Annotated in this window: 24 protein-coding genes; 5 read left to right on the top strand and 19 right to left on the bottom strand. The window is 70.6% G+C overall.

What is annotated here, in order from left to right; translation table 11 throughout:
• Positions 1 to 18 precede the first annotated feature (18 nt).
• Positions 19 to 1,929 carry an N-acetylmuramoyl-L-alanine amidase gene (locus BCF44_RS33495; RefSeq protein WP_116178416.1) on the top strand — a complete coding sequence of 637 codons (1,911 nt, stop codon included), beginning with the start codon at positions 19 to 21 and terminating at the stop codon, positions 1,927 to 1,929.
• Positions 1,930 to 1,982: 53 nt separating this feature from the next.
• Here BCF44_RS33495 and BCF44_RS33490 read toward each other — a convergent pair whose 3' ends face one another.
• The 3 genes from BCF44_RS33490 to BCF44_RS33480 form a co-directional block, all read right to left on the bottom strand.
• Positions 1,983 to 2,888, bottom strand: a complete 906-nt coding sequence (locus BCF44_RS33490) for an anti-sigma factor (RefSeq protein WP_116178415.1) — start codon at positions 2,886 to 2,888, stop codon at positions 1,983 to 1,985.
• Positions 2,885 to 3,373, bottom strand: coding sequence for a sigma-70 family RNA polymerase sigma factor (locus BCF44_RS33485; RefSeq protein WP_246015877.1), 489 nt, complete (start codon positions 3,371 to 3,373; stop codon positions 2,885 to 2,887). The genes BCF44_RS33490 and BCF44_RS33485 overlap by 4 nt, the downstream gene beginning before the upstream one ends.
• A 63-nt stretch (positions 3,374 to 3,436) precedes the next feature.
• Positions 3,437 to 3,718 (bottom strand): acylphosphatase, encoded by a 282-nt coding sequence (locus BCF44_RS33480; protein ID WP_116178413.1) that lies wholly within the window; start codon positions 3,716 to 3,718, stop codon positions 3,437 to 3,439.
• 121 nt (positions 3,719 to 3,839) lie between these two features.
• Here BCF44_RS33480 and BCF44_RS33475 point away from each other — a divergent pair, with 121 nt between their 5' ends.
• Positions 3,840 to 4,574 (top strand): CAP domain-containing protein, encoded by a 735-nt coding sequence (locus BCF44_RS33475; RefSeq protein WP_246015875.1) that lies wholly within the window; start codon positions 3,840 to 3,842, stop codon positions 4,572 to 4,574.
• A gap of 111 nt (positions 4,575 to 4,685) precedes the next feature.
• Complete coding sequence (locus tag BCF44_RS33470) at positions 4,686 to 5,183, top strand: hypothetical protein (protein ID WP_116178411.1); 498 nt, start codon at positions 4,686 to 4,688, stop codon at positions 5,181 to 5,183.
• Here BCF44_RS33470 and BCF44_RS33465 read toward each other — a convergent pair whose 3' ends face one another.
• The gene (locus tag BCF44_RS33465) at positions 5,184 to 5,792 is read right to left on the bottom strand and encodes a phosphate signaling complex PhoU family protein (protein ID WP_246015874.1); all 609 of its coding nucleotides are present in this window, start codon (positions 5,790 to 5,792) and stop codon (positions 5,184 to 5,186) included.
• A 142-nt stretch (positions 5,793 to 5,934) separates the two neighbouring features.
• The gene (locus BCF44_RS33460; RefSeq protein ID WP_116178410.1) at positions 5,935 to 6,165 is read right to left on the bottom strand and encodes a hypothetical protein; all 231 of its coding nucleotides are present in this window, start codon (positions 6,163 to 6,165) and stop codon (positions 5,935 to 5,937) included.
• A 463-nt stretch (positions 6,166 to 6,628) separates the two neighbouring features.
• Between BCF44_RS33460 and BCF44_RS33455 the strand changes: the two genes are divergently transcribed.
• Positions 6,629 to 6,892: a type II toxin-antitoxin system Phd/YefM family antitoxin gene (locus BCF44_RS33455; RefSeq protein WP_116178507.1), complete on the top strand. Its 264-nt coding sequence runs from the start codon at positions 6,629 to 6,631 to the stop codon at positions 6,890 to 6,892.
• A complete protein-coding gene (locus BCF44_RS33450; RefSeq protein ID WP_116178409.1) occupies positions 6,889 to 7,317 on the top strand; it encodes a type II toxin-antitoxin system VapC family toxin in 429 nt (142 codons plus the stop codon). Before BCF44_RS33455 ends, BCF44_RS33450 begins: the two co-directional genes overlap by 4 nt.
• Here the strand turns inward: BCF44_RS33450 and BCF44_RS33445 are convergent.
• From BCF44_RS33445 to BCF44_RS33380, 14 genes are all read right to left on the bottom strand, one after another.
• Positions 7,299 to 7,982 carry a response regulator gene (locus BCF44_RS33445; protein WP_116178408.1) on the bottom strand — a complete coding sequence of 228 codons (684 nt, stop codon included), beginning with the start codon at positions 7,980 to 7,982 and terminating at the stop codon, positions 7,299 to 7,301. The genes BCF44_RS33450 and BCF44_RS33445 overlap by 19 nt on opposite strands.
• Positions 7,983 to 8,055: 73 nt before the next feature.
• Complete coding sequence (locus BCF44_RS33440) at positions 8,056 to 10,584, bottom strand: sensor histidine kinase (protein ID WP_246015872.1); 2,529 nt, start codon at positions 10,582 to 10,584, stop codon at positions 8,056 to 8,058.
• A 19-nt stretch (positions 10,585 to 10,603) separates the two neighbouring features.
• Positions 10,604 to 11,245: a K(+)-transporting ATPase subunit C gene (gene kdpC / locus BCF44_RS33435; RefSeq protein WP_379799082.1), complete on the bottom strand. Its 642-nt coding sequence runs from the start codon at positions 11,243 to 11,245 to the stop codon at positions 10,604 to 10,606.
• 6 nt (positions 11,246 to 11,251) lie between these two features.
• On the bottom strand, positions 11,252 to 13,357 hold the full coding sequence (gene kdpB / locus BCF44_RS33430) for a potassium-transporting ATPase subunit KdpB (protein WP_116178406.1): 2,106 nt from the start codon (positions 13,355 to 13,357) through the stop codon (positions 11,252 to 11,254).
• Positions 13,354 to 15,015 carry a potassium-transporting ATPase subunit KdpA gene (kdpA, locus tag BCF44_RS33425; RefSeq protein WP_116178405.1) on the bottom strand — a complete coding sequence of 554 codons (1,662 nt, stop codon included), beginning with the start codon at positions 15,013 to 15,015 and terminating at the stop codon, positions 13,354 to 13,356. Before kdpA ends, kdpB begins: the two co-directional genes overlap by 4 nt.
• A gap of 1 nt (position 15,016) precedes the next feature.
• Positions 15,017 to 15,118 carry a K(+)-transporting ATPase subunit F gene (gene kdpF, locus BCF44_RS33420; RefSeq protein WP_116178404.1) on the bottom strand — a complete coding sequence of 34 codons (102 nt, stop codon included), beginning with the start codon at positions 15,116 to 15,118 and terminating at the stop codon, positions 15,017 to 15,019.
• A gap of 347 nt (positions 15,119 to 15,465) precedes the next feature.
• Positions 15,466 to 17,652, bottom strand: coding sequence for an ATP-binding protein (locus BCF44_RS33415; protein ID WP_147328723.1), 2,187 nt, complete (start codon positions 17,650 to 17,652; stop codon positions 15,466 to 15,468).
• Positions 17,653 to 17,795: 143 nt separating this feature from the next.
• Positions 17,796 to 18,503, bottom strand: a complete 708-nt coding sequence (locus tag BCF44_RS33410) for an HAAS signaling domain-containing protein (protein ID WP_116178402.1) — start codon at positions 18,501 to 18,503, stop codon at positions 17,796 to 17,798.
• A gap of 5 nt (positions 18,504 to 18,508) precedes the next feature.
• Positions 18,509 to 18,829 (bottom strand): PadR family transcriptional regulator, encoded by a 321-nt coding sequence (locus BCF44_RS33405; RefSeq protein WP_116178401.1) that lies wholly within the window; start codon positions 18,827 to 18,829, stop codon positions 18,509 to 18,511.
• A gap of 259 nt (positions 18,830 to 19,088) precedes the next feature.
• Positions 19,089 to 19,955, bottom strand: a complete 867-nt coding sequence (gene mutM / locus BCF44_RS33400) for a bifunctional DNA-formamidopyrimidine glycosylase/DNA-(apurinic or apyrimidinic site) lyase (protein WP_116178400.1) — start codon at positions 19,953 to 19,955, stop codon at positions 19,089 to 19,091.
• A 236-nt stretch (positions 19,956 to 20,191) separates the two neighbouring features.
• Positions 20,192 to 20,932, bottom strand: a complete 741-nt coding sequence (gene rnc, locus BCF44_RS33395; RefSeq protein ID WP_116178399.1) for a ribonuclease III — start codon at positions 20,930 to 20,932, stop codon at positions 20,192 to 20,194.
• 31 nt (positions 20,933 to 20,963) lie between these two features.
• Complete coding sequence (rpmF, locus tag BCF44_RS33390; protein WP_116178398.1) at positions 20,964 to 21,146, bottom strand: 50S ribosomal protein L32; 183 nt, start codon at positions 21,144 to 21,146, stop codon at positions 20,964 to 20,966.
• Between the two features lie 2 nt (positions 21,147 to 21,148).
• Positions 21,149 to 21,730: a YceD family protein gene (locus tag BCF44_RS33385; RefSeq protein WP_116178397.1), complete on the bottom strand. Its 582-nt coding sequence runs from the start codon at positions 21,728 to 21,730 to the stop codon at positions 21,149 to 21,151.
• A gap of 258 nt (positions 21,731 to 21,988) precedes the next feature.
• Complete coding sequence (locus tag BCF44_RS33380; RefSeq protein WP_116178396.1) at positions 21,989 to 22,714, bottom strand: DivIVA domain-containing protein; 726 nt, start codon at positions 22,712 to 22,714, stop codon at positions 21,989 to 21,991.
• Positions 22,715 to 22,733 lie beyond the last annotated feature (19 nt).

Here is a 22,733-nt window from a genome sequence, read left to right as displayed (position 1 = left end):
ACCCAGGAGAGCCCCGCCATGCCCAGAATCCCCGCCGTGATGGCGACCGCGGCCAGCGTAGCGCTGCTGCTGCCGCTCGCCGGCACGGCCCCCGCCGCAACGCCCCAGACCTCCGACAGACAGCAGCAGTACGCCGCCGCGGCCGCCGAGTTCGGCGTGCCGGCGCAGGTGCTGCTCGGCGTGTCGTACATGGAGTCGCAGTGGAACACCTACGCCGGCACGCCCAGCGTGGCCGCCGGTTACGGCCCCATGCACCTCACCGATTTCGCGACCGCCGACACCGTCAAGAGCACCGAGTTCGACCAGAGCGACGCCCGCGGTGACGACAGCCGCCCGACGCTGCACCCTGCGCCCGCCCCCGCTGGAGTGCCGGCGGCGGCGCTCCAGACCGTCCAGCAGGCCGCGCAGCTCGCCGGCACCACCGCGGCAGCCGTGCGCAGCGACCCCGCGCAGAACATCCGCGCCGGCGCGGCACTGCTCTCTTCGTACCAGAAGCAGTTGCACCCTCAGGGTGACAGCATCGGCGACTGGTACGCCGCGGTGGCGAAGTACAGCGGCGCCACCGACGAAGGCTCCGCGCGCGACTTCGCCGACGAGGTGTTCGAGACCATCCAGCAGGGTGAGACGCGGACCACAGACGACGGCCAGCTCGTCACGCTGAGTCCCGACGCCGTGCAGGCGAACACCGGCCAGCTGGCCGACCTGCACCTGACGCCGACCTCCTCCAACGGCGCGGAGTGCCCGGCGCGCCTGGCCTGCGAGCTCGACCCGGCCGCGTACGCCCAGTACGGCCCGGGCCCGGACGACTACGGCAACCACGACACGTCCGACCGGCCGGCCACACAGAAGATCGACTACATCGTCATCCACGACACCGAGGGCAGCTGGGACACCACGCTCAAGCTGATCCAGGACCCCACCTACGTCAGCTGGAACTACACCATCCGGTCCCAGGACGGGCACGTCGACCAGCACGTGCTGGCCAAGGACGTGGCCTGGCACGCCGGCAACTGGTACATCAACTCCCGCTCCATCGGCATCGAGCACGAGGGCTTCCTGGCCCAGTCCGGCTGGTACACCGAGGCGATGTACCGCTCGTCGGCGAAGCTGGTCCGCTACCTGGCCGCCAAGTACCAGATTCCGCTCAACCGGCAGCACATCCTGGGCCACGACAACGTTCCCGGCATCACCGGGCCGTACATTCCGGGCCAGCACACGGATCCCGGCCCGTACTGGGACTGGGACCACTACTTCGACCTGCTGGGCGCGCCGCGGTTCCCGTCGCTGCCGATCCCGGCGTTCGGCATGCTGACGGTCCGGCCGGACATGGCGTCCAACAACGTGCCGTTCACCGGCTGCACCACCGCCGGAACGCCTTGCCCGGCAAGGGGTTCCAGCGAGGTGATCCTGCACTCACAGCCCAGCGACGACTCGCCGCTGCTGGGCGACATCGGCCTGCACCCGGGCGGCACGCCGCAGACCATGGACGTCAACGACGTCGGCAGCCGGGTGGCCACCGGCCAGCAGTACGCGATCGCCGACCGGCAGGGCGACTGGGTGGCCATCTGGTACCTCGGCCAGAAGGGCTGGTTCCACGCCCGCGACGCCGTCTTCGCGGCCGGCTTCGTCGTGACTCCCAAGGACGGCAAGGCATCCGTGCCGGTCTACGGCCGCGCCTACCCGGAGGCCTCGGCCTACCCGGTGGGTGCGACGCCGCAGCCGATCGTGCCGCAGCCGTACACGCTGTCGGCCGGGCAGTTCTACGTGTTCGGCGGCGTCGCGCCGGCCGAGTACCTGCCGACGGTGTACGACCCGACCGGCACGAAGAACAAGCCGGTGGTGGGCAAGCTGCGCTACTACGAGATCCAGTACGGACACCGCGTCGAGTTCGTCAACGCCGACGACGTGCGGCTGGTGCCCGCGCTCTGACACCGCGTCGAAAGGGCCGGCCCGCGTGCGGGCCGGCCCTTTCTCCTGCGATATCAGGCCTTCGGCGTGATGTCCACCAGCAGCTTGTGGTCCATCGTCACCACGTCCATCCGGTCGATCTCCCCGATGGCGTAGGAGGTCGCCACCGGCACCTGGCTGTCGCTCTCGTTGCCGTTGCGCCACCAGCCGGCGCTCTGGGTCTGCCCGTTCTTGTTGTGCACCACCAGCTGGCACACCTGGCCGGCGGGCAGGTTGGACACGCTCAGGCTCACCTGCGTGCCCCAGCCCTTGCTGGTGAGGGCCGCGGCCGCGGTCACCTTGCTGGTCGCGTCGGTGGACTGCCACACCGCGGTCGGCTGGGCCACGTCCGGCGTGCTGGACAGCGAGCGCTGCACGAACACCGCGCTCAGACCCACCGCCGCGACCAGGATCGCCGCCATGGCAAGGAAGTTGCGCCGACTGGTCTTGCGATCGGTGTCCTTGCGCCGCCGGTTGGCCGGCCCCTTGGACTGCGGCGCCGGCGGTTCCGGCCGCTGCGGGGCCTTGGCGGCCGGGGCGGCCGGCCGCTGCGGCGGTCGCGGCTGCTCCGGCACCGGCGGCACCAGGTGACGCCCCAGGTTCGGCTCCGGCGCCCGTCCCATGCCCGGGTTGAGCGGCCGCGGCCGGGGCAGCGGCATGGACGGATGCTCGGGCAGCTGCACGTTGCTCATGTCGAGGTGGTCGGTCAGGCCTGGATCGCCCGGCGGGCCGAGCGAGGCCGGGTCCAGGTCGAACCCGTCGATGTCCTCCAAGTCTGCCAAGGAGATCCGCCCCAGCAGGCCCGGCAGCGGTGAGAACCGCACCAGTTCCTGCTGGCAGAACGGACATCCGGCGAGATGGCGCTCCATCTGCGAGCGCTCCCCCGGTTCGAGGGAGCCAAGCACGTAGACGCCAAGGGATACTGAGTGCTGGCAACTCATAGCTCGGTCACCCCCCGCTCCTCCAACGCTCCCCGAAGCGCGCGCAACGCGTAGAAGCAGCGCGACTTGACCGTGCCCGCGGGGACGCCCAACACGGTTGCAGCCTCGGACACCGTCCGACGGCAGTAGTACAGCTCCACGATGACCTGGCGATGGTCATGACTGAGCGACCGCATCGCCTCGGCAATCTGCCAGGCCTGCAATACGTGATCCAGTTCGTCGGAGCCCGACGGGAGCTCATCGGTCTCCAGCGGAACCTCAGGTGCTCGGGCCTCCTTGCGGCGGTGGCCGGAGATGATGAGGTTGCGGGCGACCGTGTACAGCCACGGGCCGGCCTGCTCGGGTTCCAGCGAGTCTGAGTGCTTCCACGCGCGCAACAACGTCTCTTGCACGATGTCCTCGGCGTACTGGTAGTCGCCTCGCACGGCTCGCAACACGTAGCCGAGTAGCGGCCGCCGGTAGCGGCCGTACAGCTGCCGTGCCAACTCGTCACTACGCTTCGCGCTCTGACCCACGAACGTCCAATACGGGGGCGGGTCCCCGGCGGTTCAGCGTTCCTCAAAACCTTTTTGGACACCCCTGGCCTCCGACCATCTCTCGACGACCAAGTCCACACGTCCAGGGGTGTCACCCGAGTTCAACGCGGCGAGCAACTTCTCGCAGATCGACCGCGGTCCCTCGGCCACGACCTGCACGCGGCCGTCGGCGAGATTGGTGGCCGCGCCGTCCAGGCCCAGCTCCAGCGCCCGGCTCCGGGTCCACCACCGGAAGCCGACGCCCTGCACCCGCCCGTGCACCCAGGCGGTGAGGCGCACCGCGTCTTCTGTCATCTGGCAATGATCCACCACGGTCGGGCCCGCCCCCGCTGACCTGGGGTGAAGGCGGAACGGCCCTTCCCCGGCACCCGTTCGCCCGCACGGGTGTCACCCATTAGTGGTACGGTCGCCCGCCGTGAGCCCCCGCAGCAGACGACCGGCCACCGCCGGCATGCTCGTCGGACTGACCCTCGGCGCCGCGTGCGCCGGCGCCGCGTCGGTCGCCGTCGGTCCCGCGACCCTGACCGGAGTGCTCCTCGGCGAGGCGAGCCCGCTGACCGCGTCCACCAGCACGACGCAGCAGCTCGGCAGCGCCGCCGGCCATGAGCTCAACAACCGCCCCGTCGCCACCGACGCGCCCGCGGACACCACGTCCAGCAGCGCGCCGACGACCACCAGCACGACCACGGCGACCAGCACCACCACGACCACCTCGGCCGCGCCGTCGAGCACCAGCGCGGCGCCGACCACCACGACGACCAGCAAGCCGGCGCCGGTCGACAACGGACCGGCCGCGCGCGTGCTGGATCTCGTCAACCAGGCCCGCGCGAGCAACGGCTGCCAGCCGCTCACCGAGGACAAGCGCCTCGACGCGGCGGCCCAGGGCCACAGCGACGACATGGCCGCGCACAGCTACTTCTCGCACACCTCGCAGGACGGACGGTCCTTCGTCGACCGCGAGCAGGCGGCCGGCTACCCCAACCCGGGTGGCGAGAACATCGCCGAGGGCTACACCAGCGCGGACGCCGTGATGGACGGCTGGATGCACTCCGACGGGCACCGCCGCAACATCCTCGACTGCAGCTTCACCACGATCGGGATCGGCGTGACCACCAAAGGGTGGTACTGGGTACAGGACTTCGGCAGGTAACCGAGTGGAGTTGAGCCACTTCACCCGGTCGCGTGACGCTCGTACTGAGTGCTTTTCGCAAACGCCGACACGACCCGTATTCTCTGGCCGGGGCGGTAACGAGGAGGTCACGTGAGTGAGCCCGAGCGGGCGCTGGTGAGCCCGCCCAAGCGAAGCGGTGCGCCGCGGCAGTCGGCCAAGGTCGTGATGGCCGCGGCCGGGGTCGTGGTGGCGACCGCGTTCGCCTCCGTCGCCACGATGGCGGCCGGCCAGGGCGCGTCCCCCCAGTCCCAGCACCAGAACGTGGATCCGGCCTCGCAGCAGTTCGGCGGCTCGACGCAGACGACGGACGCCAACGGCACCACCACCGGCAGCGGCGACACCACCAGCTCGTCGCCCAGCAGCTCGTCGACGACGGTGACCACGACCAACAAGGCCGTGAAGGCGACCACCACGACGACGCAGCCCGGCAGCAACCCGCCCGAGGGCGGTCCGATCACGCAGCCCGGCACCGACAGCCCGTCGTCGCCGCCCCCTCACACGACGACCACCACAACGACTACGACGACCACAACCACGACGACCACCACGACCACGTCGTCGGAAAAGCCGCCACCCCCGGCTGGCTGATCACGCGGCGAGCTCGCCGCGGGCAATGGCGCTCGTGCGGCGGGCCAGCGACACCGCATGGTCGGCGAAGCGCTCGTAGTTCTGGCTCAGCACGGTCGCGTCCACTGCTGTCGCAACACCGTGCGGCCAGTTCTCGCGCGTGACGGCCGTGAACACCGCGCGGTGCAGGTCGTCCATGATGTCGTCGCTGTCGTCGAGGAAGTCGAGCAGCTGCGGGTCGCCGGTGCGGATGACCTGTTCTGCCGTGTTGGCAAGGGTGATCGCCAGCTGGCCCATGTCCGCGAACGGCGCGCGCAGCTCGTCCGGCAGCACGTGCGCCGGGTGGCGCCGCCGGGCCGCCCGCGCGATGTGCAGCGCGAGTTCGCCCATGCGTTCCAGGGTGTCGACGGCGTGCACGGCCGTCAGAACCACGCGGAGATCGGTCGTCACCAGCAGCTGTTCCTCGCAGGCGGCACGCGCCCGGGCCAGTGCGGCGTCCCCCGAGATGACCTTCTCCGCCATCGCCCGATCGGCGTCGAGCAGCGCGACACTCGCGCGTTGCATGGCGTCGCCGACCTGCCGACACAGGTCGGCCAGCTGGTCGAGCCGACGGTGCTTGACCTTGCCCACCCGATCGAGGGTAGGCACGCGTCAACGGAATCGGACGGTGGCGCCGACAACCCTGACGCGATCCGAACGCGGGAATGCCGGGCCGACCGCTGGCGGACGGCCGACCCGGATCCCGCACATCACCGGATCAGGTGATGAGTCCTCAGGCGGCGCCGCCGCTGCTCGCGATCCACTGGGCGCCGGTCTGCCTGGCCTGCTTGCGGGCCTCCAACAAGGCGGAGATGACCAGGTCGACCTCCTCCTCGGACAGGAAGGCGACCTCGCCCGGGGGCGCCTGCAGCACCACCTTGTCGCCAGCAGACCACACGCGCAGGGCCCGGCGCTTCTTGCCGAACCCGAGACATGACACCTCGTGGCCCTCTGGTGAGCTCATGGCCAACTCCTCCCCGCGAGAGGCTGGGGTAGCGGCCGCGATCCTGGGGGTGGCCGCACCTCTCGCACGATCACGTAGAACATAGGTGTACGCACCGCAGTTGTTACGCACTCTAACCGTGGAGTTTGCGTCCGAACGGGTGAAGTTGTGTCAGCAAACGGGACAAGTTGTCACCATTTGTAAAGGTCGTAGTCTGCTCAACTTGATGACCGAGCGTTGTCGATCGCCCATCCGGCGTCACTCCACGACCCACAGGTCCGTTCGGCGGTACAGGGTCGATGTAGCTGAAAGTACTCGCTTGATCACGAGGCGTACACCCAGTCGATCACGCAGGCCGATGGCCGCATGGAACCCATGAATCTCAGCGTTTCCGATCACACATCGAGGACGGACAGTGGTTCCCTTCGTCGTCGCGCCAACTCCGCTGCAATCCGGTCTGCCTGGACAGACCAGGGAGGCCGAGGTGAGTCGTCACTGGCAGCTCCAGGCGGCCAAACAGCGGTTCAGCGAGCTGATCAGGTTCGTCGAGGTCGATGGGCCGCAGTTCGTGACCAGGCACGGTGAGGAGGTCGCCGTCGTCATCGACATCGCGGAGTACCGCAGGCTCAAGGGCGACCGGACCGAGGATTTCAAGGACTTCCTGCTCTCCGCGCCCCAGCTGGACGAACTGGAGATCCATCGGTCGAGCGAGCCCGCGCGCGACGTCGACTTCGGCGCCGACCTGTGAGTCAACTTCTCGACACGAACGTGCTGTCGGAAATCCGCAAGAAGCAACCGGATCCCGGTGTGCTGGAATGGTTCGCGACGGTGCGGGCGAGCGAACTGTTCGTCAGTCTGCTGGTGATCGGCGAGATTCGTCAGGGCGTCGATCGGCTCGCCCGCCGGGATGCCGCGCAGGCGGACGTCTTCGACCGCTGGCTTCGGCAGCTGACGACCGTGTACGGCGATCGCATCGTGCCGATCACCACCGAGATCGCCGAGGAGTGGGGCAGGTTGAACGTGCCGGACCGGCTGCCGGTCGTCGATGGTCTGCTCGCGGCCACAGCGCTGGTCAAGGACTGGACTCTGGTCACGCGCAACACGGCCGACGTGGAGTCGACGGGCGTCAAGCTGCTCAACCCGTTCGGCACAGCTCAGACCTCGAAGCGGTAGCCCATGCCGGGTTCGGTGAGCAGGTGGCGGGGGCGCGAGGGTTCGGGCTCCAGCTTGCGGCGCAACTGCGCCAGGTACACGCGGAGATAGTGCGACTCGGTCGCGTACTGCGGCCCCCATACGTCCTGGAGCAACTGCTTCTGGGCGACGAGACGGCCACGGTTGCGGGCGAGGACCTCCAGGACGCCCCACTCGGTCGGGGTGAGGTGAACCTCCTCGCCGTTGCGGTGCACCTTCTTGGCGGCCAGGTCGACGGTGAACGACGCGGTCTCGACGACGGCCTCCTCGCCGTCCGCGGAGGAGGCGGTGGAGCGGCGGACGGCGGCCCGCAGGCGCGCCAGGAGCTCGTCCATGCCGAAGGGCTTGGTGACGTAGTCGTCGGCGCCGGCGTCGAGGGCCTCGACCTTGTCGGACGAGTCGGTACGGGCGGAGAGCACGAGGATGGGCACGGTGGTCCAGCCCCGCAGCCCGGCGATGACCTCGGTGCCGTCCAGGTCGGGCAGCCCCAGGTCGAGCACGACCACGTCCGGCTTGGTCTCGGCGGCGGCGCGCAGGGCGCTGACGCCGTCGTGGGCGGTGAGGACCTGATAGCCCCGAGCGGACAGGTTGATCCGCAGGGCCCGCACGATCTGCGGTTCGTCGTCGACAACCAGCACCTTGGTCACAGACCCTCCTCGCTAGCGCTCGTCGCATCTGCGACCGAGGTCACTGTGCCAAATGGTGCCCTCGCAAGCTCGGTCACGAGTGTTCCTCCTTGGCCGGCAACGAGATCACCACGGTCAGGCCGCCGCCGGGCGTGTCCTCGGCACTGATGGTGCCGCCCATGGCCTCGGTGAATCCCCTCGCCACGCTCAACCCCAGTCCGACCCCGCTGGTCGCGTCCCGGTCCCCCAGCCGCTGGAACGGCTGGAACAGCGCGTCGCCGGTGTTCTTGGGCAGGCCCCGACCCCGGTCCACGACCCGCAGCTCCACCTGCGAGGCGTGCGCGCTGGCCCGGACCTCGACGGCGGGCTCGCCGTTCACGCTGCTCCCGGACCTGCCGTGGCGCAAGGCGTTGTCGATCACGTTGGCGACCACCCGTTCGAGCAGCCCGGGATCGGCCAGCACCTGGGGCAGCCGCTCGTCGACGTCGACGAGCACCTCGCGCCGGTCGTCGATGCCGGACAAGGCCCGGGCGACGATCTCGTAGTACGCGACCGACCGCAGCTGCGGCTGCACGGCGCCGGTGGCGATCCGGGACGAGTCGAGCAGGTTGTCGACGAGGCCGGCGAGCCGGTCGGCGGACTCCTCGACGGTGGCCAGCAGCTCGCCGGTGTCCTCAGTGGACAGATTCAGCTCGGGGTCGCGCAGGCTGCCGGCGGCGGCCTTGATCGAGGTCAGCGGCGTGCGAAGGTCGTGGCCGACGGCGGACAGCAGGGCGGTCCGCAGCTCGGTGGTCTCGGCCCGACGCTGGGCGTCGGCGGTCTGCGCGGCCATCCGCTGCTGCCGCAGGGCGAGCAGCGCCTGCCCGGCGGCGGCCTCCAGCGCCCGCCGGTCGGCGGCCTCCAAAGCCTTGCCCCGCAACGCCAGGTGCACCTCTGGCGTCACGGGAACGTCCACATCGGCCTCATCGGGGTCGTCGCACGGGGTGGGCCCGACGCACGCCACGCGCTCCCACCTGCCGTGCCGGTGCTCCAACAACGCCACGGACATGAGCCCGAAGTTCTCCCGGACCTTCTCCAGCAGCCGCACGAGCGGGTACGGGCTCGTCAAAACGGTCCGCGCGTACGACGCCAGCAGCGCCGCCTCGGTACGGGCCCGCGCCGCCTGCTCGGCCCGCCGCGCGGCCCGGTCCACGACCAGCGCCACCATCACGGCGACGATCACCATGGCGATCAGGGTGATCACGTTCTCGCCGTCGGCGATGGTCAGCGAGTACAGCGGCGGCGTGAAGAAGAAGTTCAGCAGCCCGGCCGACAACGCGGCGGCGACGACGGCGGGACCGATACCGCCGACCAGCGCCACGATCACCGTGGCGAGGAAGTAGTCCACGGTGTCGGTGGACACGGTCACGGTGCCGTGCAGCAGCGAGCCGATGGCGGTGGCCAGGAACGGCAGCAGCAGGGCGAGCACCCAGCCGAGGATCTTCCGCTGCGGCGTCAGCGGGCTGCGGCCCCACTTCCACTTGAAGCCCCGCCGGGCCTCGCTGTGGGTGACCATGTGCACGTCGATCGGCCCCGACTCCTGCACCACGGTCGCGCCGATGCCCTCCTCGAACAGCCGCGCGACCTTCGACCGCCTGGACGTGCCGAGCACCAGCTGGGTGGCGTTCACGCCGCGGGCGAAGTCCAGCAGCGCGGTCGGCACGTCGTCGCCGACGACGGTGTGGAAGGTCGCGCCGACGTCGTCGGCCAGCCGCCGGTACTTGGCCACCTTGTCGGCGGGCGCGCCGGCCAGCCCGTCGCCGCGCAGGATGTGCAGCACGAGCAGCTCGGCGCCGGCCCGGGTGGCGATCCGCCGGGCGCGCCGGATCAGGGTCTCGCTCTCCGGCCCGGCGGTGATCGCCACGACCACCCGCTCCCGCGTCTCCCAGGTCTCGGTGATCTGCTGCTCGGACCGGTACCGCTGGAGCGCCACGTCCACCTGGTCGGCGACCCACAGCAGCGCCAGCTCCCGCAGCGCGGTCAGGTTGCCGACCCGGAAGTAGTTGCCCAGGGCGGCGTCGATCTTGCGGGCCGGGTAGACGTTGCCGTGCGCGAGCCGGCGGCGAAGCGCCTCCGGCGTGATGTCGACCAGCTCGATCTGCTCGGCGGAGCGCACGAACTGGTCGGGCACCGTCTCGTGCTGGGCCACGCCGGTGATCCGCTCGACCACGTCGTTCAGGCTCTCCAGGTGCTGCACGTTGACCGTGGACAGCACGTCGATGCCGGCGTCCAGCAGCTCCTCGATGTCCTGCCAGCGCTTGTCGTTGCGCGAGCCGGGCACGTTGGTGTGTGCCAGCTCGTCGACGAGCGCGACCTCCGGCCCGCGGGCCAGGATCGCGTCGACGTCCATCTCCTCGAACTCGAGGCCCCGGTGGGTCAGGTGTCGGCGCGGCACGACCTCCAGGCCGTCCAGCAGCTCGGCGGTCTTCTCGCGGCCGTGCGTCTCGACGAGGCCGACGACCACGTCGGTGCCGCGGTCGGCGCGGCGGCGCGCCTCCCCGAGCATCGCGAAGGTCTTGCCGACCCCCGGCGCCGCCCCGAGGTAGATGCGCAGCTCGCCGCGCCGCGGTGTCTCCGGTTGCACGTCGCTCAGTCTGCCCTGGTCAGTGCTTCGCCGCCTGCACGGCCAGGTTCACCGCGAGCACGTTCACACCCGGCTCGCCCAGGAAGCCGGCGCCCCGGCCGCTGGTGTTGTCCTGGACGATCCTGGTCACCTGCTCCACCGACAGCCCGTTCACCCGCGCCACCCGCGCGATCTGGAGCTGGGCGTAGGCCGGGCTGATCGCCGGGTCCAGGCCCGAGCCGGACGCGGTCACCGCGTCGGGCGGCACCTGGTCCACCGACACGCCCTCACGCTTGGCGACGGCCTCCCTGCGCGCCTTGATCTGCGCCACCAGCACCGGGTTGTCCGCCGACAGGTTGGACGGGGCCGAGGTCGCCGCGTCGTTGTCGGCCAGGCCGAGCTTGGTGTCATCGGTGGCGGAGAAGTCCGACGCGGTCGCCGACGGCCGGGTGTGGAAGTACGGGTCGTTGTTCGGGTCCTTGGCCACCGGGTTGAGCCCGATCAGCGAGGACCCCACCGGCTTGCCGTCCACCGACACGATCGAGCCGCCGGCCTGCGCCGACAGCCCCGGGATCTGGCCGATCCCCCACACCAGCAGCGGATACGCCAGTCCGAGCACCACCGTGAGCAGCAGCACCATCCGCAGCCCGGCGGCGGTCTGCTTGAGCAGTCCTGAACGCACGACAGATCACCCGATTCCAGGGATGAGACGGATCACGAGATCGATGAGCCAGATGCCGAGGAACGGCGTGACGATGCCGCCGATGCCGTAGATCAGCAGGTTCCGGCGCAGCAGGCTGGACGCGCTGGACGGCCGGTACCGCACGCCCCGCAGGGCCAGCGGGATCAGCAGCACGATGATCAGCGCGTTGAAGATGACCGCGGACAGGATCGCCGAGGTCGGGGTGGCCAGGTGCATGATGTTCAGCCGCCCCAGGCCCGGGTAGATCGCGGCGAACATGGCCGGCAGGATGGCGAAGTACTTGGCCAGGTCGTTGGCGATGCTGAAGGTGGTCAGCGCGCCGCGGGTGATCAGCAACTGCTTGCCGATCTCCACGATCTCGATCAGCTTGGTCGGGTCCGAGTCGAGGTCGACCATGTTGCCGGCCTCCTTGGCGGCCGACGTGCCGGTGTTCATCGCCACGCCGACGTCGGCCTGGGCCAGCGCCGGGGCGTCGTTGGTGCCGTCGCCGGTCATCGCGACCAGCTTGCCGCCCTCCTGCTCCTGGCGGATCAGGGCCATCTTGTCCTCGGGCTTGGCCTCGGCCAGGAAGTCGTCGACGCCGGCCTCGGCGGCGATGGCCCGCGCGGTCAGCGGGTTGTCGCCGGTGATCATCACGGTCTTGATGCCCATGGCGCGCAGCTCGTCGAAGCGCTCCTTCATGCCGGGCTTGACCACATCGGACAATCGGATCACGCCGCGCACCACCGCGACGCCGCCCGCGAGTTCGGCGCAGACCAGCGGCGTGCCGCCCTCGCCGCTGATCCGGTCGACGACCTCGTGCACCTCGTCGGGGACGGTGCCGTTGTGCTCGGTGACCCAGGCCCGCACGGCGCTGGCCGCGCCCTTGCGCACCTGCCGACCGTCGATGTCGATGCCCGACATCCGGGTCTGCGCGGTGAACGGCACGAACTCCGCCGACTTCTCGGCGTTGTTCGGCTCGGCCGGCAGGCCGAACTCTCCTGCGCACAGCTCGACGATGCTGCGGCCCTCGGGCGTGCCGTCGGCGAGGCTGGACAGCCGGGCCGAGGCGGCCAGTTCGTCCCTCGTGGACGATCCGACCGGGATCAGCTCGGTGGCGCGGCGGTTGCCGAAGGTGATGGTGCCGGTCTTGTCCAGCAGCAGCGTGTCGACGTCGCCGGCGGCCTCGACGGCACGCCCGGACATGGCGAGCACGTTGCGCTGCACCAGCCGGTCCATGCCGGCGATGCCGATCGCCGACAGCAGCGCGCCGATCGTCGTCGGGATCAGGCACACCAGCAGCGCCGTCAGCACGATCACCGACTGCTGGCTGCCGGAGTAGATCGCCATCGGCTGCAACGCGACGACCGCCAGCAGGAAGATGATGGTCAGCACCGCGAGCAGGATGGTCAGCGCGATCTCGTTCGGCGTCTTCTGCCGGGAGGCGCCCTCCACCAGGGCGATCATCCGGTCCACGAAGGACTCGCCCGGCCGGGTCGTGATCTTCACGACGATCCGGTCGGACAGCACGGTCGTGCCGCCGGTGACCGCCGACCGGTCGCCGCCGGACTCGCGGATGACCGGGGCCGACTCGCCGGTGATGGCCGACTCGTCGACGGTGGCGATGCCCTCGACGACGTCGCCGTCGCCGGGGATGACCTCGCCCGCCTCGACGACCACCAGGTCGCCGATGGTGAGCTCGGTGCCAGGCACCCTTTCTTCGCTGCCGTCCTCACGGAGCCGGCGCGCGATGGACTCCTTCTTCGTACGCCGCAAGGACTCCGCCTGCGCCTTGCCGCGCCCCTCGGCGACGGCCTCGGCCAGGTTCGCGAACAACACCGTGAACCACAGCCACAGCGTGGCCACGATGGAGAACACCGACGGCTGGGTGACGGCGAACACTGTGGACAGTGCCGACCCGACCCACACCACGAACATGACCGGGTTCTTCATCTGGTGCCGCGGGTTGAGCTTGCGCAGCGCCTCGGGCAGCGAGCTCAGCAGCTGGCGGGGGTTGAACGCGCCGGCCTGGAGCTTGCGGCCGAGGTTCTCCGCGTGGTGGCGGTCCACCTCCTCCACGGTGCGCTGCTGGGAATCAGTGGTCGTGGTCATGACATCGCCTCCGCGATGGGGCCGAGCGCGAGCGCCGGCACGAAGGTCAGCGCGGCGACGAGGAGTACGGTGCCGGCCACCATGGACGCGAACAGCGGTCCGCTGGTGGGCAGCGTGCCCGCCGACGGCGGGATCTTCTTCTGGGCCGCGAGGCCGCCGGCGAGGCAGAGCACGGCGAGGATCGGGATGAACCGGCCCAGGGCCATCGCGACGCCCAGCGTGGACTGGAACCAGTCGCTGGTCACGGTCAGGCCGCCGAAGGCGCTGCCGTTGTTGTTGGACGCCGAGGCGTACGCGTAGAGGACCTCGGACAGGCCGTGCGCGCCGGGATTGGTCAGTGCCGCGCCGGTGGCGGGCAGCACGACCGCGATGCCGGCGAGCACCAGCACCAGGGTGGGCATGGCCAGCATGGCGATCGACGCCATGGTGACTTCCTTGCGCCCCAGCTTCTTGCCCAGGTACTCGGGCGTGCGGCCGACCATCAGGCCGGCGAGGAACACGGCGATGATGGCGAACACGAGGATGCTGTAGATACCGGTGCCGGTGCCGCCGGGCGAGATCTCGCTGAACAGCATGTTCAGCATCGCGCCGCCGCCGCCGAGGCCGGTGAAGCTGTCGTGCGCGGAGTTGACCGCGCCGGTGGACGTGCCGGTCGTGGAGTCGGCGAACAGCGCGGATCCGGGGATGCCGAACCTGGTTTCCTTGCCCTCCAGGGCGGAACCCGCGAGCAGCGCCGCCGGGCCGTTCGGGTGCGCCTCGGCCCACCAGATCACCGCGAGCATGGCCGCCCACAGGAACGCCATCACCGACAGGATGGTGTAGCCCTGCTTGCGGTCCGCCACCATCACGCCGAAGGTCCGGGTGAGGCTGACCGGGATCACCAGCAGCAGGAAGATCTCGATGAGGTTGGTCCAGGCGTTGGGGTTCTCCAACGGGTGCGCCGAGTTGGCGTTGAGGATGCCGCCGCCGTTGGTGCCGAGTTCCTTGATGGCTTCCTGGCTGGCCGCCGGGGCCAGCGCGATGGTGTGCTGCGCGCCGTCCACACCGGTCACCGTGATGCCGCCGGAGAGGCTGTCCACCACGCCGAGTCCCATCAGGACGATCGCGAACACGAACGCGACCGGCAGCAGGATCCGGATCACCGTGCGGGTCAGGTCCACCCACAGGTTGCCGATGCGATCGGTGCCGGCGCGCATGAAGCCGCGGATCAGCGCGACCGCGACACACATGCCGATCGCCGCCGACACGAAGTTCTGCACGGTCAGGCCGGCCATCTGCACGAGGTGGCCGTAGGCCTGCTCCGGCACGTAGGACTGCCAGTTGGTGTTGGTGACGAAGCTGATCGCGGTGTTGAAGGCGACCGACGGGACGATCTCCGGCCGGCCCAGCCCCAGCGGCAGCACGGTCTGGAGCCGCTGCAACAGGTACAGCACGACCACCGAGACGAAGGAGAAGCCGATCACGCCGTAGGCGTACGTGCTCCAGCGCTGGTCGGACTCCGCGTCGACGCGAACCACCTTGTACAGCGCGCGTTCCACGCGCCAGTGCCTGGTGCTCAGGTACGCCCTGGCCATGTAGTCGCCGAACGGCTTGTACACCGCGGCCAGCGCGGCGAGCAGCAGCGCGACCTGGAGCAGGCCGGCAACAGTGTCGTTCATGTCAGAACTTCTCCGGCTTGATCAGGGCGACGAACAGGTAGACGAGCAACAGCAGGGCGAGCACGCCGCCGAGGACGTTCGCCACCACACCGGCCCCGTTCACAGCCGCTCCAATCCACGCACCATGAGTGCCAGTAGTCCGAAGACGCCGATGACCAGCACGGCGTAGGCCAGGTCGGCCATGACGCGCCGTTCCCCTCTCGCGTTGCGGTCACCCCGTCGGCGACCGCGATCGCAGGAAGCATCCGTCCGCGGCGACGCCCCGAAGCGGTGCCTGACAGCCTCTTGACGCGCCCCTACGCCGCATTGACGCGTTATTGACGGGTCCGGTGAGCCAGGTCTCCACCCGTTCGGGGGACTACTGCGCGGAGTGTGACCGGGGCGACGCGCCGCAAACGTTCCCGGTCGGGCGCTGGCCCCGCGACCAGGCGGTTCCGCGTGTCAAGATCGTCACCGAGCGCGACTGTCGGCGATGTGCGCCGCTACCTGGGTGCGGTTGTTGACGCCCAGTTTGTTCATGATGCTGCGCAGATGGGTCTGCACGGTTCGTGCGCCCAGGAACAACTTCGCGGCGATCTGAGGGTTCGTCAGGCCGGCCGCCACCAGCTCGGCCACCTCGCGTTCACGGGCGGTCAGCTCCGGCAGCGGCGGCGATGCCGAGCGCGTCGGCAGCCCGACCCGCGCACCCATCGCCACCGCGCGGTCGAAGCCGAGCTCGGCACCCTCGTCGATGGCCGCCCGGAACGCCCGCTCGCCCAACGCCTCCGTCAGCGTGGCGGCGGCCCGGTCGTGCCCCATCGCGAACGGTCCCGGCCGGTACAGGCGCAGGCCGATGTCCGACCACAGCTTGCCGGCCGCGCCCATCAGGATCGCGGCGCGCTCGTGGTGGCCGGCGGCGGTGCAGGCCCAGGACAGCATCTCCATGGTCCAGCCGCAGCCCCACAGATCGTCGATCGCCTGGAACCGCCGCAGCGACTTCTCGATCGACGTGACCGCCCGCTCCGGGTCCGTGGCCAGGAACGACGAGCCCAGCGCCCACGTCGCGTTGGCCAGCGAGTAGCCCGCGCCCAGACCCTCGGCCCGGTCCACCAGGGCCTGGCAACCGGTTTCCGGCTCGCCGCCGTTGAACGCGAACCACAGCTCGGTGGCGAACGCGTCGCCGACCGCGCCGGCCCGGAGGAACAGGTCCCGTGCGGCGGCGAAGTTCTCGGCCACCACGGCGTAGTTGTACTCCACGATCCACGCCCAGATCGCCCGTGCGGTCAGTGTGGACGCGTCGGCCAGGGCGTCGCCGGTGTCGGGGATCAGCTCCGGCGCCTGCGCCGGATCGCCGAGGAACACCGCGATGATCGACGCCCACGCCAGGCCCATCGCCCGCAGCGGCGTCGGCTGCTCCTCGCCCGCGGCCAACGCGAGCCGCAGCCAGCGCAGGCCCTCGGCCAAGCCGCCGACCACGTACCAGCAGTGCGACCGCATCAGCGAGATCGCCATCTCCAGCGCGGCGGCCGACTCGCCGGGCGTGCTCAGGCTCCAGCCCATGGCGGCCAACACGTTCGGCAGATCCGTGCGAATCCTTTCCAGCCAACGGAGTTCGTCCGGACCGTGCCACTGCGTGGCGGCCTCGTAAGCGAGGCGTCGGAAGTAGTCGCGGTGGCGGATCTGCACCGACTCGGGGTCGTCGAGCTGCTGAGCGCCGTACTCGCGGATCGTCTCCAGCATCCGGTACCGCACGCGGCCGCCCCGGTGCTCGCTGATCAGCAGCGACCGCTCGGCGAGGCCGGCCAGCGCCGCGAGCACCTCCTCGTGCGGGAGGAGGTCGTCGGCACAGACCTGTTCGGCGGCCGCCAGGTCGAGGTCGCCGGCGAACACCGACAGCCGCGCCCACAGCAGCCGCTGGTGCTCGGTGCACAGCTGGTAGCTCCAGTCCAGGGTCGCCGCCAGGCCGGTGAGCAGCCGGAACCGGTCGCCGAGCCGCTCCAGCAGGGTGGCCATGCCGATCGAGCGCAGCTGGGCCGCCGCCAGCTCGATCGCCAGCGGCAGGCCGTCCAGCCGCTGGCACAGCCGCAACGCCGTGTCCCGGTCGCCGGCCGTCGGCTCGAACTCCGGCATCGCCGCGTGCATGCGGTCGAGCAACAGCGTCACCGCCTCGGACGCCAGCGGCCGCAGCTCCAGCACGTGCTCGCCGGCGATGCCCAGCGGCTGCCGGCTGGTGGCGATCACCCGCAGCTCCGCCGACGCGGCCAGCATCGCCCGCACGATCGGGCCGACCGCGTCGATCAGGTGCTCGCAGTTGTCCAGCACCAGCAGCAGACGCCGGTCACGGACGTGATCGAGCAGGACTTCGGTGGTGGTGCGGGTGGAATGGTCCTGCACGCCGAGGCCCTTGGCGATGGTCTCGGCGACCAGCTGCGGCTCGGCGCCGCGATGCAGTGTGGACAGATCCGCCCACCAGGCGCCGTCGGCGAAGGACCGGCGCAGCTCGTAGGCGAGTCGAAGGCTCACCCGGGTCTTGCCGACGCCGCCGACGCCTGTCACCGTCAGCAGGTGCGCCGTGGCCAGCAGCCGGCGCATGGAGGCGAGGTCGTCACGCCGCCCGACGAACGAGCTGATCTCGGTTGGTAGCGATCCACCCGCCATGGACCCACCCTAGAGCGGCCCGCTACGCCACCGCCTACGCCATCGCGCGGATGCGGCTCTCGGGCAGAAACGGGCACGCTGGGTCGCGGGGAGAGGGGTTGCAGGCGGCCCACCCGCTGGGAGGTTGGGTGGGCCCTCCCCGCTCAGAGCGCGTAGCCGAGGACGAAGTACATCAGCATCGAGCCGACCAGCGCGTTCGCCGGCACCACCAGCCACAGCGTGCGGCGGTCCACCCGGCTGTAGTAGCCGACGAGGACCGAGACGAACGCCGCCGGCACGCCCACGATGATCAGCGCCAGGCCGCCGTGACCGAATCCCACGACCGGCAGCACCCGCAGCAGCCACCAGGCCGGCTGGAGGCTGTAGACGTAGGCGAGGACCTTGCCCGCGAACGTGGACTGGTCCGGGTTCAGGAACGGCAGCAGCGCCTTGACCGTCGGGAGTTCGGCGATGGCCCGCACCCCGTCCTGGCCGCGGACCAGCAGCGGCAGCGAGATCGCCAGGCCGACCAGGCCGGTCAGCAGGAACAGCGGCGTCGTGTGGTAGCTGCGGATCGAGGCGCCGAACAGCAGCGCGCTGGCCGTCGTCACGATGAGGCCGGCCAGCGCCAGCACCTCGACGCCGTCCTTGCGCTGGTCCTTGGGCAGCGCACGGGTCGGCTCGTCCGGCTGGGGCGGCGGCGGGTAGCCGGCCGCCGAGCGCAGCTCCGCCGCGTACGCCTCCGGGCTGCCCAGGCGCAGCTCCAACTGGTCCTCGCCGTGCTCCCGGGCCAGCTCGCGGACGTGCTCCTCGGTGTCCTCCAGCAGCTCGTTCACCTCGGTCGGCGGCAGGTCCGACAGGGCGGCCCGCATCCTGCTCAGGAACCGGTCAGTAGTTGATCCATCGTCTTCGCGAACGTCCGCCACGTCCTGCACGACTCCTCCAGTCGAACGCGTCCCGACTCGCTGACGCGGTAGTACTTGCGGTGCGGCCCCTCCTCGCTCGGCACGACGTAGGAGGTGAGCAGGTCGGCCTTGTAGAGCCGGCGCAGCGTCCCGTACACCGAGGCGTCGGCCACCTCGTCCAGGCCGCTGGCCCGCAACCGGCGCAGCACGTCGTAGCCGTAGCCGTCCTCCTCGCGGAGCACCGCCAGGACCGCGAGGTCCAGGACGCCCTTGAGCAGCTGGCTGGTGTCCAACGACAATCCTCCCGGTGATGCGCTGCCCACACTATTCCGCAATGCGCACTACTAGGCAAGCTGGGGGTCCCGCGCGGAGGTCGCGAGCGACCCTCACCACGGAGTCGCGAGGCCCCGCCGGTGCTTCGCCCGGTTGCTGGATTTCGATCGACCGCCACCCGAAGCACCCACCGCACGAGCCGATGCGGGCGATCGAAATCCAGCAAGGGCGAGGCACCGGCCCCGAAGGGGCCGAGCCCCGCGCGGAACGCGCGGCAAACTACACGTGGGGGTTCCTCGGCATCGGCTGGCAGCGGGGGCAGCTGTAGGACGACCGGTTCATGAAGGGGTCGCGACGGATCTCGGCGCCGCAGCGACGGCAGGGCTTGCCCTCCTGGCCGTACACCGCCAGCGACCGCTCGAAGTAGCCGGACTGGCCGTTCACGTTGACGTACAAGGCATCGAAGGAGGTGCCGCCGGCGGCCAGCGCCTCGGTCATCACCTCGGTCGCCGCCGACAGCAGCTCGCCGGCTTGAGCCCGCGTCAGCTTCTCGGTCGGCCGGGCCCAGTGCAGTTTGGTGCGCCACAAGGACTCGTCGGCGTAGATGTTGCCGACGCCGGACACCAGCGTCTGGTCGAGCAGCGCCCGCTTCACGCCGGTTCGCTTGCGCCGCAACGCGGTCACGGCGGCGTCGGGGTCGAAGGCGGGGTCCATCGGGTCGCGGGCGATGTGCGCGACCGGCGCCGGCACGGCGGCGCCGGCGGCCTCGACCATGTCGGCCAGCGCCAGCCCGCCGAACGTCCGCTGGTCGACGAAGCGCAGCTCCGGCCCGCCGTCGGCGAACCGCACCCGCACCCGCAGGTGCTTCTCGTCGGCGACGCCCTCGGGCTGCACCAGCATCTGCCCGCTCATGCCGAGGTGGGCGATGATCGCCTCGGCGCCGTCCAGCTCCAGCCACAGGTACTTGCCGCGGCGGCTCGCGGCCACCACGGACCGCCCGGCCAGCCGGCCGGCGAAGTCCGCCGGGCCGGGCTCGTGCCGGCGCACCGCGCGCAGGTTCAGCACCTCGACGGCGGTGATGGTCCGACCCGTCACGTGCGCGTCCAGCCCACGGCGGACGACCTCGACCTCGGGCAGCTCCGGCATGCCAAACCCCTTCTGTGCCTTTGCCGCGCGTTCCGCGCGGGGCTCGGCCGCTCTGATCCGGCGCCTTCCCTTGCCGTATTTCGAGCGCCGCATCGGTTTACCGGTCGGTCACGTCGAGTGGCGGCGCCCGAAATACGCCAACCGGTCCAGGCGCCGGCGCGGCCTCGAATGCTCGGAAGGGGGCATTCCTGGCGTTGAACGCCTGGAATGCCCCCTTCCGAGCAAGGAGCGACGTGTCAGCCCGCGGCGTTCGCGGGCGGGATCTCGTCCTTGAGCGTGGTGTAGGCGGCCTCGGCCGCCTTCTGCTCGGCTTCCTTCTTGGTCCGGCCGCTGCCGGAGCCCAGGCCGCGCCCGCCGACATAGACGGTGGCGGTGAACTCCTTGCGGTGGTCCGGGCCCTCGTCGTCGACGCGGTACTCGGGCACGCCGAGGCCCTGCGCGGCGGTCAGCTCCTGGAGGCTGGTCTTCCAGTCCAGGCCGGCGCCGAGCGTGGGCGCCTCCACCAGCAGCGGGTCGAACAGCCGGTGCACCAGGCCGCGGGCCACGTCGATGCCGTGTTCGAGGTACACGGCGCCGATCATCGCCTCGAGGCCGTCGGCGAGGATGCTCGCCTTGTCCCGGCCGCCGGTCAGCTCCTCGCCGCGGCCCAGCAGCAGGTGCGCGCCGAGGCCACCCTCGCCGAGCCTGCGTGCGACCTTGGCCAGGGCGTGCATGTTCACCACGCTGGCCCGCAGCTTCGCCAACTGCCCCTCGGGCAGGTCGGGGTGTCTGCGGTACAGGTGGTCCGTCACCACGAGTCCGAGGACGGCGTCGCCGAGGAACTCGAGACGCTCGTTCGGCGGCAGGCCGCCGTTCTCGTACGCGTAGGACCTGTGAGTGAGGGCCAACACGAGAAGCTCGGCTTCCAACTCCACGCCGAGCGCCTCAAGTAGCGGGGTCCGATCCGGTGCCGGACCCCGTGCTCCCTTACCTCCCACTGCGCTCAGCCTTCTCGCCGGGAGGCGGCGGTCAGGCCGGCTGGACGACCTGGCGGCCGTCGTACTGGCCGCAGGTCGGGCACGCGATGTGCGGCAGCTTGGGCGCGCGGCAGGCGCGGTTGGAGCAGGCCACCAGCGTGGGGGCGACGGCCTTCCACTGCGAACGGCGCGTACGGGTGTTGGAGCGGGACATCTTCCGCTTCGGGACGGCCACGACTAGCTCTCCTCCTCGGTCCCGCCGAACCGTTCCTTCAGAGCGGCCCAGCGAGGATCAATCGTCTCATGCGCGTGGTCGGGGCCCAGTTCGGCCCACTTGACGCCGCACTCGGCGCACAGTCCACGACAGTCCGGCGAGCACAGCGGAACCTGCGGCAACGCGAGCACGACGGCGTCGCGGACCACGGGTTCCAGGTCGATCAGGTCGTCGACGAGTCTGGAGATCTCGTCCTCGTCCGTGGTCGCCTCGGTCGCGCTGTCCGGATACGCGAACAGCTCGGTGAAGCGGACCTCGACCGTGCCGGACAGCGGGTCAAGACACCGCGAGCACTCCCCGACCGTCTCCGCCTTGGCGGTCCCGGTGGCGAGCACTCCCTCCACTACCGACTCGACCAGCAGGTCCAGCACGACATCGCTGCCGACCTCGACCCCGATGACATCCGGGAAGCCGAGACCCTCCGGCGCCGGAGCCACTCGGTGGTAGCTGCGGCTGGAGCCGGGTCTACGGCCGATGTCCCGGGTGTCGATGACCCATGGACCGGCCGTCTGCTGGGGGCGCGCGTGTGATCGTTGCTTAGACATGGTGGTGGTGTCGCTGGTGGGGTGACTTACCGTTTCCAGCCCGGTAAGCCTACTCAAGAACTACGCCGGAAGGAAAATCCGCAGGTCAGAGGGCGATCAAGGTCTCGACACCGGGGTCGCGAGGCCCCGCCGGCGCTTCGCGCGATTGCCGCATTTCGATCGCCGCCACCCGACGTGCCCCACCGCACGAGCCGATGCGACGGTCGGAATGCGGCAAGGGCGAGGCGCCGGCCCCGAAGGCGGCGCCAATGACACTGCTCAATCCCGCGCGTAGTCGAACGGCGCGCCGGAGGCGCTGCTGCTGGTCACGGGGGCGCGCAGGCTGGCGCGGCCCTTGCCGACGGTGCGCAGGGTGTGGGCCAGCAGGTCCTCGAAGTCGGCGAGCTTGGCGTCGACGTAGGCGTCGCACTCGGCGCGCAGGCGGTTGGCCTCGCCGCTGGCGGCGTCCAGCACGCGGGCGGACTCGGCGTGGGCGGCCTGCACGACCTCGGTCTGCTGGACGAGGCGGTGCTGCTCGTTGCGCCCCTCCTCGACGGCCCGCTCGTAGGAGGCGCGGCCGGCCTGGATCATGCGCTCGGACTCGTCGCGGGACCGGCCGACCAGGTCCTCGTACTCGTGCCGGCCGGCGGCGACGACCCGCTCGGCCTCGCGCTCGGCCTCGGCGACGAGCCGCTCGGCGTGCGCCCGGGCGTCGGCGACCATGCGCTCGGCCTCGGCGCGGGCCTCGGCCAGCGTGCGGTCGGCCTCCTCGCGAGCCTGGCCGACGCCCTGCTCGCTCTCGTGCTTGGCCTTGGAGATCATGCTGTCGCGGTGGTCCAGCACGTCCTGCGCGTCGTCGAGCTCGCGCGGGATGGCGTCCCGGATGTCGTCGAGCAGCTCCAGCAGGTCGCCACGGGGCACAACGCAGCCGGAGGTCATCGGCACGCCGCGCGCTTCCTCGACAATCGTGACGAGTTCGTCGAGGGCCTCGAACACCCGGTACACGTCGCACTCCTCGTGGTTA

This window comes from Kutzneria buriramensis, from assembly GCF_003387475.1.
Lineage (GTDB): Bacteria > Actinomycetota > Actinomycetes > Mycobacteriales > Pseudonocardiaceae > Kutzneria > Kutzneria buriramensis.
The sequence above is the reverse complement of the archived record's forward strand: the minus strand, read 5'-3'. Positions and strand labels throughout refer to the sequence as shown.